The 15,667-nt window shown below is 32.2% G+C and carries 18 protein-coding genes; 6 read left to right on the top strand and 12 right to left on the bottom strand.

What is annotated here, in order from left to right:
• Positions 1-41: 41 nt before the first annotated feature.
• From ACFO3N_RS19700 to ACFO3N_RS19680, 5 genes are all read right to left on the bottom strand, one after another.
• Entirely contained in the window at positions 42-539 is a 498-nt protein-coding gene (locus tag ACFO3N_RS19700; RefSeq protein ID WP_320492622.1) for a TlpA family protein disulfide reductase, read from the bottom strand.
• A gap of 323 nt (positions 540-862) precedes the next feature.
• Entirely contained in the window at positions 863-1,522 is a 660-nt protein-coding gene (locus tag ACFO3N_RS19695) for an alpha/beta hydrolase (RefSeq protein WP_379800623.1), read from the bottom strand.
• A 70-nt stretch (positions 1,523-1,592) separates the two neighbouring features.
• Entirely contained in the window at positions 1,593-2,618 is a 1,026-nt protein-coding gene (locus tag ACFO3N_RS19690; protein ID WP_379800622.1) for a hypothetical protein, read from the bottom strand.
• Positions 2,619-2,714: 96 nt separating this feature from the next.
• A complete protein-coding gene (locus tag ACFO3N_RS19685; RefSeq protein WP_379800620.1) occupies positions 2,715-3,815 on the bottom strand; it encodes a BT_3928 family protein in 1,101 nt (366 codons plus the stop codon).
• Positions 3,816-3,887: 72 nt separating this feature from the next.
• On the bottom strand, positions 3,888-4,430 hold the full coding sequence (locus tag ACFO3N_RS19680; RefSeq protein ID WP_379800619.1) for a DUF1599 domain-containing protein: 543 nt from the start codon (positions 4,428-4,430) through the stop codon (positions 3,888-3,890).
• A 227-nt stretch (positions 4,431-4,657) separates the two neighbouring features.
• Between ACFO3N_RS19680 and folP the strand changes: the two genes are divergently transcribed.
• Positions 4,658-5,482: a dihydropteroate synthase gene (folP, locus tag ACFO3N_RS19675; protein ID WP_379800683.1), complete on the top strand. Its 825-nt coding sequence runs from the start codon at positions 4,658-4,660 to the stop codon at positions 5,480-5,482.
• Positions 5,483-5,621: 139 nt separating this feature from the next.
• Positions 5,622-6,254 carry a hypothetical protein gene (locus tag ACFO3N_RS19670; RefSeq protein ID WP_379800617.1) on the top strand — a complete coding sequence of 211 codons (633 nt, stop codon included), beginning with the start codon at positions 5,622-5,624 and terminating at the stop codon, positions 6,252-6,254.
• Between the two features lie 29 nt (positions 6,255-6,283).
• On the opposite strand, the gene rlmH is transcribed toward ACFO3N_RS19670, so the two are convergent.
• The 7 genes from rlmH to ACFO3N_RS19635 all read right to left on the bottom strand — a co-directional run bounded on the left by rlmH (position 6,284) and on the right by ACFO3N_RS19635 (position 12,170).
• A complete protein-coding gene (gene rlmH / locus ACFO3N_RS19665) occupies positions 6,284-6,757 on the bottom strand; it encodes a 23S rRNA (pseudouridine(1915)-N(3))-methyltransferase RlmH (RefSeq protein ID WP_035648259.1) in 474 nt (157 codons plus the stop codon).
• 209 nt (positions 6,758-6,966) lie between these two features.
• On the bottom strand, positions 6,967-7,269 hold the full coding sequence (locus tag ACFO3N_RS19660) for an antibiotic biosynthesis monooxygenase family protein (RefSeq protein WP_379800614.1): 303 nt from the start codon (positions 7,267-7,269) through the stop codon (positions 6,967-6,969).
• A gap of 173 nt (positions 7,270-7,442) precedes the next feature.
• Entirely contained in the window at positions 7,443-8,858 is a 1,416-nt protein-coding gene (locus ACFO3N_RS19655) for an adenosine deaminase (RefSeq protein ID WP_379800612.1), read from the bottom strand.
• Between the two features lie 390 nt (positions 8,859-9,248).
• Positions 9,249-9,533: a GNAT family N-acetyltransferase gene (locus tag ACFO3N_RS19650; RefSeq protein ID WP_379800610.1), complete on the bottom strand. Its 285-nt coding sequence runs from the start codon at positions 9,531-9,533 to the stop codon at positions 9,249-9,251.
• Positions 9,534-9,538: 5 nt separating this feature from the next.
• A complete protein-coding gene (locus tag ACFO3N_RS19645; protein ID WP_095927723.1) occupies positions 9,539-9,934 on the bottom strand; it encodes an OsmC family protein in 396 nt (131 codons plus the stop codon).
• Between the two features lie 2 nt (positions 9,935-9,936).
• Positions 9,937-10,818 carry a pirin family protein gene (locus ACFO3N_RS19640; protein WP_379800607.1) on the bottom strand — a complete coding sequence of 294 codons (882 nt, stop codon included), beginning with the start codon at positions 10,816-10,818 and terminating at the stop codon, positions 9,937-9,939.
• Positions 10,819-11,069: 251 nt separating this feature from the next.
• On the bottom strand, positions 11,070-12,170 hold the full coding sequence (locus ACFO3N_RS19635; protein WP_379800605.1) for a DNA alkylation repair protein: 1,101 nt from the start codon (positions 12,168-12,170) through the stop codon (positions 11,070-11,072).
• Between the two features lie 205 nt (positions 12,171-12,375).
• Between ACFO3N_RS19635 and nadC the strand changes: the two genes are divergently transcribed.
• From nadC to bla-B1-FLAV, 4 genes are all read left to right on the top strand, one after another.
• Complete coding sequence (gene nadC / locus ACFO3N_RS19630; RefSeq protein WP_095927720.1) at positions 12,376-13,233, top strand: carboxylating nicotinate-nucleotide diphosphorylase; 858 nt, start codon at positions 12,376-12,378, stop codon at positions 13,231-13,233.
• A gap of 80 nt (positions 13,234-13,313) precedes the next feature.
• Positions 13,314-14,237, top strand: coding sequence for a YihY/virulence factor BrkB family protein (locus tag ACFO3N_RS19625; RefSeq protein WP_095927719.1), 924 nt, complete (start codon positions 13,314-13,316; stop codon positions 14,235-14,237).
• A 1-nt stretch (position 14,238) separates the two neighbouring features.
• Positions 14,239-14,667 carry a DUF2147 domain-containing protein gene (locus ACFO3N_RS19620; protein ID WP_379800602.1) on the top strand — a complete coding sequence of 143 codons (429 nt, stop codon included), beginning with the start codon at positions 14,239-14,241 and terminating at the stop codon, positions 14,665-14,667.
• A 10-nt stretch (positions 14,668-14,677) separates the two neighbouring features.
• Positions 14,678-15,424, top strand: coding sequence for a subclass B1 metallo-beta-lactamase (gene bla-B1-FLAV / locus ACFO3N_RS19615; protein WP_379800600.1), 747 nt, complete (start codon positions 14,678-14,680; stop codon positions 15,422-15,424).
• Positions 15,425-15,667: the final 243 nt, after the last annotated feature.

Genomic DNA, 15,667 nt, shown 5'->3' with positions numbered 1-15,667 from the left:
AATTGAATTTTGACATTGATATTGTTTTTGTTATTGAAAGCTTATTTCAATGATTGTAAAGTAGAATTGATTTTCTCAAAATCAGTTTCAATCGCTCTGTATAAAACGATTTTTCCAGTTTTATCCACAACAATGTATCTTGGAATCCAGTCTAAGTCAATGGCTTTTCCAAAAAGCCCTTTCATGCCATCGTTCATCATGTAATGATCGCCTTTATTTAACTCATGTTTTTCGATTCCAGCTTTCCATTTGTCAGCCGTTTTATCAGCAGAAATGAATAAGTAAGACACATCAGGATTATTAGCTTGTAGCTCTTTTAATTTTGGCATTGCTTTGACACAATCACCACACCAAGAAGCCCAAACTTCTATCACTAAAGTTTTGCCTTTGTATTTTTTTAAGATGTTTTTGAAGGTAACCTGACTTCCGTCAGTGGCTAATAATTTCTCAGACAGAGCCTCTTTAGAAAAAGCTGTTTTTTGAGCTTGTGAGCAAGAAAAAGAAATAAACGCAATTACGACTAGAACTAATTGTTTCATATTTGATTAAAATTATTTTTATTAGGGTACTGAATTCACAAAGTTAAACAAACAAATTGAATGCCAATTGTAGATTAACAAAATTTGAAGAGTCGTTTATTTTGTAACAAATCACCGTTTTTTGGTTGAAAAAACAGTATTGAAATCGTAATAGTTGAGGTAGGAAATGGTGTTTTTTTCTAATGGAGGTTTTTTACAAATAAAAAAATGATAAAAATTTTATTTTTGGAAAAAAAAAATAATCAAAAAAACGTCAGATTGCAATAAAAAAAGCCTCCAATAAAATCAAAATTATTGAAGGCTTCCTTTATGTTTTTCAATGCTTAATTTAATTCATAATTGCCATTTGCCCATTTTTTACTTGGAGCAATCCAATTGTCTGCCGCTTTGTACAAAAAGCCATGTTTTAGACCTGTATTAAGTTCAATTTCTTTAAAATGATCTATTTTGCATTTCGAAGTTTCTTTTCTTTTAATGGCAGAAACTCCGTAAATATCTGATTTTTCATAAATAGTCAAAATATTTCCACACCAATTAAGATCGGGAATTTCTTGAATATCAACATCTCTAAAACAACCAATGAAAACGAAATTCACATCTGGATTGGAGAGATAAGTCGAAACATATTGGGCAATATAACCACCTTGTGAAGTTCCAATTACGGTAATATGATTTGGCGGGACGCCTTTCTTTATAAGCTTTTTGATTTGTTTTGCGATCTTCTCGGCATATTCGGCAGAATTGGTATTTTTCTTTCTTTTTTCACTAAAAACAATAAAGCCATCTTTTTTATAAGATTCTAAAATCTCATTGTATTCTGCTCTGCCATATTCTGGATGAACTGCATTTAAATCATTTTCTTCAACAAATTTGTTGTGAAAAAAGAAAATGTAACGTTGGTCTTCATTTTTTGTTTGGCTAAAAGATAAAATGCTAGATAAAATTGTAAGCAAAAGAGTAAAAGCTTTAATGAGTTTTTTCATTGGTTAAATTTGTTTTTTGGTTATAACCAAATGTAGGATTTTAAAGCCGTCATAGAAGTGAAAAATAAGTTTATTTTTTCATTTTTAGAAAATGATTATATGTCATTAAAAGAAATGGAAATGTTACAAAAGTTAACCAGATTATAAATTGTCTGGGAACGATTTCAAAAAAATAATTAAAAAAGAATATAGTACTAACAAAAAGAATACAGAACTTAGAATCTGATTTGTTTACCTGTATATCTGAATATCTATCGATGTGTTGATTTTTGAGTTCGCTTATGGTGTCAGAATACTCTACAAAGAAGAATATTTTCCAACTTGGCAGAAAACCAATGAGCATCATAAAATTCTGAATCATGTAAATACTTGAAATGCCCAAAAGAAAATATTGAATTGCAATATAAGTTCCTTGTATTAATTCGTTAGAACTTACAACGATTCCATTTCCAGAAAAACTCGATAAATTATCGATAGCGAAAAACATCATAATTACCGAACTCCAGATGCTTAGAATTAGTTTTTTAGTATCCGATAAATAAACTTTACTAAAAGCATTATATAAAGAAAATAAGGAAAGTGAAAGTACAACAATAATAAATGTTCGTAAGATGATATTATCAAACCTTACCAAACCAGTATCTATAACCCAATAAATCATGGATATCGAAAGCAATAAGGTTATACCTTCTGTCAATTGAGGAACAATTCTTCGATGATTAAATATTAATGAAAAAGTAACATACAAAATAAAGAAAACAAAAGGCCAAGCTAAAATACTTAAATTTAAAATTTGCGTCAAATCAAATTTTGAATTAGGCGAGATATGATATAGATAAAGCCCTAAAGAAAAAGTAGCAACAAAAGAAATAATTGATATTAAAGTAGCTGTTTTCCACGTTTTTGTAATTCTTTTACTTTCAAAAATAATACCAGCAATTAATGCTAGGACATGAAGAGGAAGCAAATGTATACCATCAGTTTCGTAAAATTTAAAATCACAAATAGCATAAAGAATTAAAAAGAATAGAAATGAAAAAAGATAAAGATTTTTAGAAAACGTGCTAGTTAATTCATTTTTTAGTTTTGAACTCATACTTTCTTATGGGTAAATTGTTTATTCAAAAAAACGCCAATAAATCTAAAAAAAAAGAATATTGGCGTTCTGTAAATATCTGATATTTTAAACTTCTTATAGTTTCAAATCATCTGTATCATTGTAATGCACTTTTTGAGCGATAGTTCCGTCATGTACCACAACAATACTTGGATTTGCTCTTTCGACAGTTTTTAAAGCTGTTCCGTCGCAGAAATAGAAATCAATGTCTAAAGCATATTCTTTTTTGGCTTTAGCAATTTCATCAGCTCCAGAAGCCGTCATTCCGATTACTTTATAACCTTTTGCTTTTGCATCTGCAGTAACTTTTGCTAATTTTTTCATTCCTTCTGGATTTGATAAATTCAAATCGTAAGTTACATAAATCAGTAATTTTGGCTCTTTTAATAATTCTTCTTTATAATCAGAATCATCTTTTGTCATAGTAAAATCGTGAATAGGAGGAACGTAACCTTCAGAAATTACTTTGTCTTTACGATCCACAAAAACAGCGCCTTCAGGAATATTCATTAAATCTTTCTCTGTAAATTCTTTATCTACGCCATTTACTTTGTAGATAAAAATCATTTCTACAACCGATTTTGGAGCACCTTCTGGAATTTCCATTCCTTTTTCGATGTTTGTTCCCACTTTATACGGACGGAAATCTTTAATCGGATTATGATTGATAACCCAAACCGCAATAAAAACACACAAAACAATGCTGATTAAAGTGATAATATTGGTTGCCAATTTAGAGAATAAAGGTTTTACTAATTTTTTGTTGATGAATAAAATCAATATAAAGAATAGTAAAACAATATCTTTTGTGAATGATTGCCAAGGCGTTAAATGTAAAGCATCTCCGAAACATCCGCAATCTTTTACCACATCAAAATAAGCAGAATAGAAAGTAAGGAATGTAAAGAAAACAATCAATAAAAGTAAAGCCCAAATTGTTAGTTTTGATTTGTAGCCAACCAAAAGCATTACACCTAAAACTACTTCTAAAATCACTAAAAAAATCGCCAATCCCAAAGCCAATGGTTCTAAAAAAGGCATATTGAAAACAGGTTCACTGAAATATTCAGCCAGTTTATAAGAGAATCCAACTGGATCGTTTAGTTTGATTAATCCGGAAATGATAAATAATACGCCGACAAATAATCGGGAAAATTGAGTAATAATGTTTTTCATAATGAATGTTTAAAAATTCAAATTCCAAACTCCAATTTTAGCATTGGAATTTGGAATTTAAAATTTAGAATTTTACTTAGTAATTGGGTTTAGGATTAAAGCAAAAACAGAATAATTAATCATATCCTGATAATTGGCATCGATACCTTCAGATACGATTGTTTTCCCTTTGTTGTCTTCAATTTGCTTAACGCGAAGGAGTTTCTGCAAAATTAGATCAGTTAAAGAGCTCACGCGCATATCACGCCAAGCCTCTCCATAATCATGATTTTTGGCCTCCATTAATTCTTTGGTCAATTTTACTTTAGCATCATATAATTCAGTTGCTTTTTCCACGTCAAGATCGGGCTGATCAACAACGCCTAATTCCAATTGAATCAAAGCCATAATAGAATAATTGATGATTCCGATAAATTCTCCTTTTTCATCTTCATCCACTTTACGAACATCATTTTCCTGTAAACTTCTGATTCGTTGCGCTTTTATAAAAATTTGATCTGTTAGCGATGGCAATCTTAAAATTCTCCACGCGCTACCATAATCTTTCATTTTATTGATGAACAAGGTTCGGCAAACCTCAATAACATTATCAAATTCTTGGGAAGTATTCTTCATTTATATGCTGTATATTTGCTAAAATTTCTTCAAAAATAAGGATTAAATTAAAGAGTTTCAAGTTTCCGGTTTTCTTTGTTTCAAGTTTTTTCTAAACAAAGTGTTAACAGCAGTAACTTGAAACTAAAAAAATGTTTCAAGTTTTAGGTTTCGAGTTTTAGCTTTTCGAACTTACGCAATCTGCATCAACTTGAAACATGAAACATGAAACAAAAATAACAAAACGCATGACGATTAATTGCAAAGGTGAACTTATAGATTTATCGATTCCTAAAGTAATGGGAATCTTGAATGTTACGCCAAATTCTTTCTTTGATGGAGGAAAATATAAAAACGAAGACGAAATTATTTCGCAAGTAGATAAAATGCTTTCTGAAGGTGCAACATTTATCGATATTGGAGCGTATTCCAGCAAACCAAGTGCTGAGTTTGTAACCGAACAAGAAGAAATTGACCGAATTGTTCCTGCAATAGAATTGATTTTAAAACACTTTCCAAAGACTTTATTATCTATTGACACTTTTAGGGCTGAGGTTGCAAAAGCAAGTATAGAAAGCGGCGCAGCAATTATAAACGATATTGCGGCAGGCGAATTGGACGAAAAAATGTTTGAAGTAATTGCATATTATAACGTTCCATATATCATGATGCATATGCGTGGAAATCCGCAGACGATGCAGAGTTTGACCCAATATGACGATATCATTAAAGAAATGCTTTTTTATTTTTCTGAAAAAGTCAAAAAAGCGAGAGCTTTAGGAATCAACGATTTGATTTTAGACCCTGGTTTCGGTTTTGCCAAAACAACCGATCAGAATTATGAAGTCATGCAAAAAATGGAACTTTTTAATCTTTTAGAATTGCCCGTTTTAGCTGGAATTTCAAGAAAATCAATGATTTATAAAACGCTGGATATTACGCCTCAAAAAGCCTTAAACGGAACAACTTTTCTTAATACCATTGCTTTGACAAAAGGTGCAAAAATTCTTCGTGTGCATGATGTGAAAGAAGCGGTGGAATGTGTTACTTTGTTTAATAAAATGAGTTTATAAATCGCCAGTTTTGTCATTTCGACGAAGGAGAAATCTTCGTTGCTAGATCAACAAAGAATGGATTCTCGTTGCAGAGTTACTTGCGAAGATTTCTCCTTCGTCGAAATGACAAACTTTGTGTAAAATGAATTGTAAAAATATGAAATACTTTATCCTAATTATAGCTTTCCTACTTTTCTCCTGCGGAAAAAAAGAAGACGTTTTATTACCAAAATCAAATGTTACAATCGTAAAAGATGTACAAGATCATTCGCCGATTTACATTTTCTTTAAAAAAGAAGGAAAAGATACCATTGCCGATTTGAATAGAAAGAGTGCGATTATTTCAACCAATTGGATGTTCAATATTGACAAGCGTTTGCCATTAAAAGTTGTAATTCCGCAGGTAATCAAAATGCAGGATAAAAAGCGAGCTGACAGTGCCCACAAAAACGAAAATGCCGAAAATTATTATTCCTACGCAGATTCTATTGGGAAAAATCTAGCCTTTTTGCCTTTCACGAAAGTGTTTTATAAAATGGAGAAACCTACAGCAGGAAGTTTTGTGGTTTACTTTAGAAAAGGTAAAAAACAGGTTTTTATGGGAAATCAGGAAATAAAAATATCAGAAATACTAAAGCAGTTTTATAGTATAAAGTTTGATAAAGTACCAGATCTAGTATTTTTATTTGATAAGAACATGAGTTATGAAGAATATATTCAATATAAAATTCTACTTCAAAAAGACGTGACTTATAATCTTGATACGCTTCCAGTAGAATTCATTTTCTAACTTGAAACTTTAAACCTGAAACAAAAAAACTATTGATGATGATAAGGTTCGTTTCTTAAAATGGTAAATCCCCGGTACAATTGCTCTATAAAAAACAAACGAACCATTTGATGCGAAAACGTCATTAGCGAAAGCGAAACTTTTCCCTGTGCTTTTTTATAAACGGTTTCAGAAAATCCGTAAGGACCACCAATTACGAAAACTAAAGTTTTAACACCAGAATTCATTTTCTTTTGTAATTCTTCTGAGAAACCAACGCTTGAGAATGTCTTTCCGTTTTCATCCAACAAAATCAATTGATCAGTTGCTGAAAGTTTAGACAGAATTAATTCGCCTTCTTTTTCTTTTTGCTGACTTTCAGATAAGTTTTTTACGTTTTTGATATCGGGAATAATCTCCAGATCAAATTTGATGTAAAAGGACAAACGTTTGGTGTAATCGTCAATCAAAGTTTGAAGCGATTTATTATCTGTTTTGCCTATGGCTATAAGTTTGATGTTCATTGGTTAATTTTTTTGCCACGAATTGCACGAATTCGCACGAATTTATTTTGCCACAGATTAAAAGGATTAGAATGATTTCTTTAGATTGTCTCCCTGAGCGAAGTCGAAGGGCGTTCCAATTGGACGTAGGCTTCGACTTCGCTCAGCCTGACAAAAACAGCAAATAGAAAATCCTTTTTAATACTTTTAATCTGTGGCAAATAAAAACATTATTTTTTATTTGCAAAAACCGTTTCAAAATGCTCTACAATTGGAAAAGGTTCGTAATAATGATGTAAAATCTTTTTCCATTCCAGATACGCTTCAGAAGTTCTAAAACCTACTGTGTGATCTTCTAATGTATTCCAATCGACCAATAAAAGATATTTGTTTTCGACTTCCAGACATTTCTCTAATCGATGCCCTAAATAACCATCAATTGAAGAAATGTATTGACTTGCTTTTGTAAAATCGACTTCAAATTGAGAAGTTAATTCTGGTTTAACGAAAAGAAATGCTGCTTCTAGTATCATATTTAAAGGAATTTTATCTGCTGGATCTGCCAAATCTGCCGGAAAAAAATATACTCTCGCAGATTTTGCAGATTAAGCTGATTTTATTTTTAGTATTTTGGTAAAAAAAAATCTTCATTAAATCAGCCTTAATCCGTTTAAAATCTGCGTGAAATTTTTACACAGATTTTAGATTAGTTTTTAGAAAACTTCGCTTCAAAAGTTTTAAAACGGTTGTCTAAATCTTTTATTAATTGTTTTTTTACTGATGCGTCTTGAATAAAACTGTAATTAATGCTGTTATAAACGTATTTTTTAATTGTTTCGTAATTCACATCAGGATATCTTTTCGCTAGTAAAACATATTGTTCCGTCATATTGCTTCTTAAAATTCCTGCATCGTCTGTGCTGATCACAATTGGAACATTAAATTCTTTGTAAAGCGTAAATGGATGTCTGTTTTTTTTTACTTTCAAAATGAATTCATTACTGACTAAATTGATTTCAATCGGAATATTTTTTTGAGCCATATATTTCAATAAATCATAAGAATTAGCTTCGTAAGCGATATCAACTCCGTGGCCAATTCTGTTGGCACCTGCTACATAAATGGCGTCATTAATATGCCAAGTCAATTCTTCTGGCTGAACTAAACCTAAAGTCAATTCACCAGCATGAAGCGTATATTTTACGTCAGGAAATTTGGAATGACAGTATTTAAACATCACCATGTGCAACCAATAATCTTTCATGGAAATCTGTCCGTGCTCTGGTGAAACGATATTTACACCCGCAGTTAGTTTACTTTCGCTTGACGAAATAAAAGCAATAACTAGATTTTTAAACAAATCTACCGGTTCCATAAAACGAAGGACAAAGTTTTGATAACGCATTGTGAATTTATCGTCATCCATTTTTAAATCTTTATGCAATTTGGCAATGAAATTAGTGTTGAAATCTTCAGCATATTTTTTAGCCTCTTTTTTCTGAAGAGATTTATACAATTCATCCAAAAGTTTCAGAACTGTTTTTTCATCTTTCTGTTCTGAAGCTTGACGAAGTTTCGTATTGAAATCAGCTAAGTCAGAAACATTCATATCACATGGAATTGTAGATAATTGCGTTTCAATATAAGTAACGTTTTCTGCAATGGCGCGCTTTTTTAGTTCAAGCATTCCTTCTGCAAAATGCCCCGCGATAGTAGGTTCAAATTTCATGAAAGAATCAAAAAACTGATCATCAGAAGGGACAGAACCATTATAATCTTTTACTGACCAAGTTTGCATGATTTGCTGTTCGTAATATTCTAATTTTCCTTTGTTATTAAGAGAGGAGAAGTTTTCCCAGTTTCCTTTTTCGGGTTTGGTTTTAGAAACTGCCATAGTTTCCAGATTTAAATAAAAATCTTCTGCAATAGCTCTTTCTAAAAGAGGTTCTGCATAAACTGATCCTGAAAAATGGTGGTGTAAATCGCCTCCTTTAGGCATTTGTTGAAAGAAAGCCGTTAAGAGAGCTTCATTATTTCTGATTTTTTCTAAATAACTCTCAGCCGATTGAGAAAAGCCGATTTGTGCTATAAAAATACAGAAAAGCGTAATTATTCTTGTCATACTCTAAGATTAAATTACGCGCAAATATACGAGTTTTCGGAGAATTTTGAAAATTTGTTTTTTGTTGTGGTGAGTTTTACCGCAAAGAGCGCAAAGATTTATCGCGAAATTCGCAAGGTTTTATTAAAAGCTTAACTTGATATAAACGAAAAAGTTCGCAAAGCTTTGTGAAAATAACTTTGCGAACTTTGCGTAATCCTTCGCGTTCTCTGCGGTTAGAAAAACTCTACTGCGGGCATAACCAGTTTTTTTTATCGCAAAGTTCGCAAGGTTTTATTCCAAGCTTAACTTAATATAAACGAAAAAGTTCGCAAAGCTTTACGAAAAAAACTTTGCGTTCTTTGCGGTTAAAAAAAACTTAGAATCTTAGTATCTCAGAACCTTAGAAACTCAAGAAAAAAGTACATCACGAATTTCCTCAACTTTATCAAAAACGCTTTTGGCAAACGGACAAAGCGGAATAATTTTTAAGTTGTTTGCTCTTGCATATTCTACGGCAGCCATAACCAATTTTTTACCAACGCCCTTTCCGTTAAAATCTGGGCTTACTTCGGTATGGTCAATGATGAATTTGCTATCTCCAGCCCAAGTGTAAGTCATTTTTCCGGCTTCTTTTCCATCCTCTATGGCTTCAAAATAGCCTTTTCTTATATCGTTTATTTGTTGAATTTCCATATTATTTATACTAAAGAAGTTTCTATTTTAATTGTATTTATAAGTGTTTTATGAACAGGACAGCTGTTGGCAATTTTCAAAATTCGCTGTTTTTGAGCATCGTCTACATTTCCTGTAATTAAGATTTTGGTTGAGAATAAAGAAACAGTATGTTCTTCATTCTTTTCAAAATCTACCCAGATTGTAAGTTCTGAAACATCCCAAGCTTTGCGGTCAATGTACATTCGCAATGTAATTAAAGTGCAAGAAGCGAGCGAAGAAGCTAGGAGTTCAAAAGGACTAAAGCCTAAATTTTTTCCGCCCATTTCTTGCGGTTCGTCAGCAATTAGAATATTGCCTGTTTTAGAAGTTATTTCTGTACGATATTTTCGTGTGTCTATTGTTGCTTTTACTGTATCCATATTTATTTGATTCTTGGTTCTGGTAATGGAACAAATTCAGTTTCACCTGGAACTTTTGGGAAAGTTTGATTTGTCCAATCTGTTTTTGCTTTTTCGATGAGGTTTTTGTCAGATGAAACGAAGTTCCAAAAGATAAAATGCCCTTCAGGAAAAGGCTGTCCGCCAAAGATATAAACAGTCGAATTCGCGGCAATTTCGAATTCGCAAAGAGAAGCTTCAGTTGTAATCAGAATTTGTCTCGGATCGTAAGTATGTTCGCCATTTTTAATGCTTCCATCTAAAATATACAAACCGCTTTCGCCAAATAAATGATGTCCAATATTGATTTTCTTCGCTTCTTTGCTTTTAATTTCAATAAAATAAAGCGGACTATAAACAGGAACTGGAGATTTTTTGCCAAAAGCTTCACCAGCAATTAATTTATATGAAACGCCATCTTCTTCCCAAGCCGGAATATCATCTGCTTCAACGTGCGTAAAATTAGGTTCCATTTGCTCCAATTCTTTTGGAAGCGCAACCCAAATTTGCAATCCGTGAAGCATTTTGTCTGAATGTCTTAAATATTCAGGAGTTCTTTCGGAGTGAACGATTCCTTTACCCGCTGTCATCCAGTTTACAGCGCCTGGTTTTATTTCCAATTCTGTTCCTAAACTGTCGCGGTGCATAATGCTTCCTTCAAACAAAAATGTAAGAGTAGAAAGTCCGATATGAGGATGTGGAGGAACATCCATATTTTCATGATCACTTAAATGCGCGGGTCCCATATGATCAATAAATACAAATGGTCCGACAGCTCTTTTTTCACGGAAAGGCAATAATCGCCCAACCATAAAGTTGCCAATATTGGCAGCACGTTCTTCGATAATTAAACTGATATTTGACATGTGGTATTATTTGATTTGAAAACAAAATTACAGTTGTGATGCGTCTCTGTAACTTAATTTAGATTAAGAAAAGTTGTTTTTGGATTTTTGAATTATAAAAGTAAGGAAAACCTCCGAATAATTTATTTCATTTTTGTTATTGTAAAGTGAAGTGTATTTTTGTCAGACTGAGCGAAGTCGAAGTCCCGCATGCTGAATCACTTTACGGGACTTCGACTTCGCTCAGTCTGACAACACTAAAGAGATTCTGTTTAATCAATCAATTCAAACTCCAAAACTTCACTCTCAGTTCCATTAATGATAATTGATAATTGATGCACTCCAGTATGAAAAACTCGCGTCGTAATCAATTTAAAAGATTGATTTCTTTCGATTTTGGTTAATTGATTCGGCTGGTAAATTTTCTCACTGATTTTGAAGACTTTTTTCGCCAAATGCCCTTTTGCTTTTTTATAATGAACCGCATATTCTAAACGGATTGTTTTTGGTTCTTCATTTTTATTATTTAAGTGAAATTGAAACTGCAAATAATCACCAATTTTTACAATTGGCGTTTTAATTTCAAATGAAGAAAGCTCAATATTGGTACTTTCTAAACCATAATGGCCTAAAATTTCAGGATGACCTTGTTTTAATAAAGTTCGGCAGCCGTGTTTGATGATTCCGTCGGTTTCTTTGCTGTGTCCTTTCCATTTATTGGCGATTTCTAACACAATCTGCGGATTATCTTTTGCAATATCATTTAAATTATTGGCAACACTTCTGCGGACATATTCTGAGGGATCATTCTTTAAATTCTCTAAAATTGGAAGAATAGACGAGGGGTCTTTTTTAAGAAACGGAATTGCCATTGCCCAAGGTAATCTGGGGCGGGAGCCTTCACTTGCCAATCTGCGAACATGATGATTTTCGTGCAATGACCATTTTGTCATTTCTCTGATCATTTGTTCTTTATATTTTAAAATAAAAGGACGAACGGCAAATTCGCAGCTTATAAATTGTGTTATGGAAACAAAGGCTTTCGCTGAAGTTTCAAAATCATCTAAACCATACATTTCGATATAATCGGCAAAGAAAATGAAAGCCAAATTGCTGTCTGCAAAATTATTTCTCTTTAAGTTTTCAATGATTTTATCAATTAAAGAAGTGGCTTCTACGAAATTTTGAGGCATGAATTGATGAAGTACAACTGTAGTATGCTTCATTCGTTCTTTCCATTCTTTTTGAATAAAATTACCTTCGTAAATAGTGTCGATGAATTTCTTTTTGTTGAATGAAGGATGCACTTCGGCGACAGCCTGACCAAATTTTTCGTAAAAAGAAACCGAGTAAATATCTTTAATTAATCCCATAAATTTTGTTTGATTGAACTTCAAAGATATTTAATTGAACGCTTATTAAGAGATTAAGTTTTGTTAAGAATTGTAACTTTATTTTTAGGAATATCTTAATGGTTAAAAAAGAGATATTTAATGTTTTATGTAATTTTTCATGTTGTCAGAACTTTCAAATCCATAAAATATATCCTAATTTAGCATTATTATTAAAAACAGAAAAATGATAAGCAAAGCTCAATTTCAAGCAGAATTAAAACTTTTAATCAGTAATGCCATTAGAGAAGATGTTGGTCCAGGCGATTACAGTTCGCTGGCTTGTATTCCTGATACAGCACACGGTCAGGCTAAATTATTGGTAAAAGATCAAGGAATAATTGCTGGTGTTGAATTGGCTAAAATGATATTTGAGCATGTAGATCCGAAGCTGAAAGTGAAAACTTTTATCGAAGATGGAACGCGTGTAGAGTATGGCGAAATTGTTTTTGAAGTTTCTGGGAGTTCTCAATCTATATTAAAAGCAGAAAGAGTTGTTTTGAATACTATGCAGAGAATGTCTGCAATTGCTACAAAAACAAACCATTTAATGCAGCTTTTGGAAGGGACAAATGCAAAAATATTAGATACACGTAAAACAACTCCAAATTTTAGAGTTGCAGAAAAATGGGCTGTAAAAATTGGCGGAGGAGAAAATCATCGTTATGCTTTGTATGATATGATTATGTTGAAAGACAATCATATCGATTTTGCTGGCGGAATTACTCGCGCTATTTCTAAAACTAAAGAATATTTAAAGGAAAATAATCTGGATTTAAAGATTATTGTTGAAGCCCGCAATCTAGATGAAATTAGAGAAATTTTATTGAGTGACGGTGTTCATAGAATCCTAATTGATAACTTTAATTATGAAGATACCAAAACGGCTGTTGCTTTAATAGGCACAAAATGTCAGACAGAATCTTCAGGAAATATTAGCGAAAAAACAGTTCGCGAATATGCTTTATGCGGTGTAAATTATATTTCGTCTGGAGCTTTAACGCATTCTGTTTATAATATGGATTTGAGTTTGAAAGCGTTTTAAGGAAGTTATACGTTTTGAGTTATAAGTTATGAGTTTTGTAAATCTAAAATCAGAACTCTGAAATCTAAAATCAAAAAAATATGTCGCAAGAGATAGAAGATCGGATTGAGAAACTGCCTGTGGTGCGGACTTTAGCCCGACTTTTGAAGAAGATAAAACTGCCTTGGCTGGAAGGATTTTCATTGTACGATTTATTAGAAATGTACACCATCGGGATTATTGATGGAGCTTTTTCGTATCATGCAAGTGCAGTTTCTTTTAGCTTTTTTATGGCTTTATTTCCTTTTGCGCTGTTTATCTTAAACTTGATTCCGTTTATTCCTATAGACAATTTTCAAGAAGATTTTTTGCAGTTTGTTCAGCAGAGTGTTCCTCCAAATACATTTGATGCTATTAGTAAAATCATCAGCGATATCTTAAATAATAGTCACTCAGGATTGTTATCGTCAGGTTTTTTGCTTTCGATATTCTTAATGGCAAATGGTATTAATGGAATTCTAAGCGGTTTTGAATCTTCCAAACACGTTTTTGATAAGCGTGGTTTTTTTAGACAATATTTAGTTGCGCTAGCGATCTCTATTGTTATGACTGTTATTCTGTTTGTAACAGTGGCAACAATTGTGGTTTTTGAGGTGTTTATTCAAAAAACAATAATTCAGGATGTGCTCAGTGATCGAATTCCGTTGATCATTTTAGGAAGATATCTGTTTGTTGTTTTAATGATCTTGATAACATCTTCAATATTATTGCGTTATGGTACAAAACAGTACAATAAAGTGCCTTTTATAAGCATTGGTTCTGTTTTTACAACGGTTTTAATTGTTATATCTTCATTCTTTTTTGGGATTTGGGTTATAAAATTTTCAAAATACAATGAACTTTATGGTTCAATTGGGACATTATTAATTCTAATGTTTTATATTTGGATAAACTGTATGATTCTGCTTTTAGGGTTCGAATTGAATGCTTCTATCAGAAAATTAAAACAAAAAAAAGAGAAATAATATGAAAAATTTGATGCTAACTATCGGAGTGTTCTTCTTTGCGCTGACCATGCAAAGTCAAAGTGTAATTGGAAAATGGAAAACAATTGACGATGAAACAGGAGAAGCTAAATCTATAGTAGAAATCTACGAGAAATCAGGCAAAATATATGGTAAAGTAGTGGATATTCTTCGCGACAGCCATAAAAAAGATGTTTGTGTAAAATGTGATGGAGCCGAAAAAAATAAGCCAATTTTAGGTATGGTAATTATGAATGGCCTTAAAAAAGATGGCTCAGAATATAACGGAGGAACAATTTTGGATCCTACAAGCGGTAAAAAGTACAAATGTTATCTTGCTTTAGAATCTGCAGACAAATTGAAGCTTCGCGGTTATGTCGGAATTTCTTTAATGGGAAGAACACAATACTGGACGAGAGTAAAAAACTAATTAAAATATAATGCGAAAAATTGCTTCAATAATTTTATTCTTAGTTATAGTTTCAAATAGCTTTGGACAATCTAAGAACTCGCCATTACAAATAAGTCATCTTACGGGTGACTTTTATGTTTATAAAACTTTTAATGAATACAAAGGGGTAAAGATTTCTGCCAATGCTATGTATGTTGTTACAAAAGAAGGTGTTGTTCTTTTTGATGCTCCGTGGGATAAAACGCAGTTTCAGCCTTTGTTGGACAGCATTGAAGCGAAACATAATAAAAAGGTTGTAATGGTTTTTGCAACGCATTCGCATGAAGATCGCGCGGGTGGATTGGATTTTTATAGAAAAAAAGGAATTAAAACCTACTCAGGTAAATTGACAGACGAAATCCTTAAAGCGAATAATGAAGGAAGAGCAGAATTTGTAATTCCAGATGATGCGACTTTTACCGTTGGGCAATATAATTTTGAAGTGTATTATCCAGGTAAAGGCCATGCTCCAGATAATATTGTGGTTTGGTTTGGGAGAGAGAAAATTCTTTATGGAGGATGTTTTATAAAGAGTGTTGAAGCCAAAGATTTAGGATATTTAGGCGATGCAGATGTTAAGGAATGGGAGAAATCTATAAAAAAAGTTCAGTCGAAATTTAAAAATCCGAAGTATGTTATTCCGGGGCACGATGGAGGAACGACAAATAAAGCCGTAGGGTATACTTTAAAGCTGGTAGATGAGTATTTGTCTCAAAATTCTCTAGGGGAAAAGTAGCTTTTTCAGATGATGGTTTTTATACGCTTTGAGTTGAAAAATAGTTTAATTTTGCATTTAAAATAGTTAAGAGGGAAAATGACGGTAACGGATAAAAATATATTGGAAACTTATTCAGGTTTGTTCGAAGGGCTTAGCTTTTCTAACAAGATTGAATTAATAGAAAGACTGACAAAGTCAATAAAAGGGAACAAGTCAAAAGAAAATAATTTTTATAAATCTTTTGGCGCATTTGCATCTGAA

The organism is Flavobacterium chungangensis (assembly GCF_042654045.1).
Classification (GTDB): Bacteria; Bacteroidota; Bacteroidia; order Flavobacteriales; family Flavobacteriaceae; genus Flavobacterium; species Flavobacterium chungangensis.
Note: the sequence above shows the minus strand (reverse complement) of the source record. Positions and strands in the feature narration are given on the sequence as shown.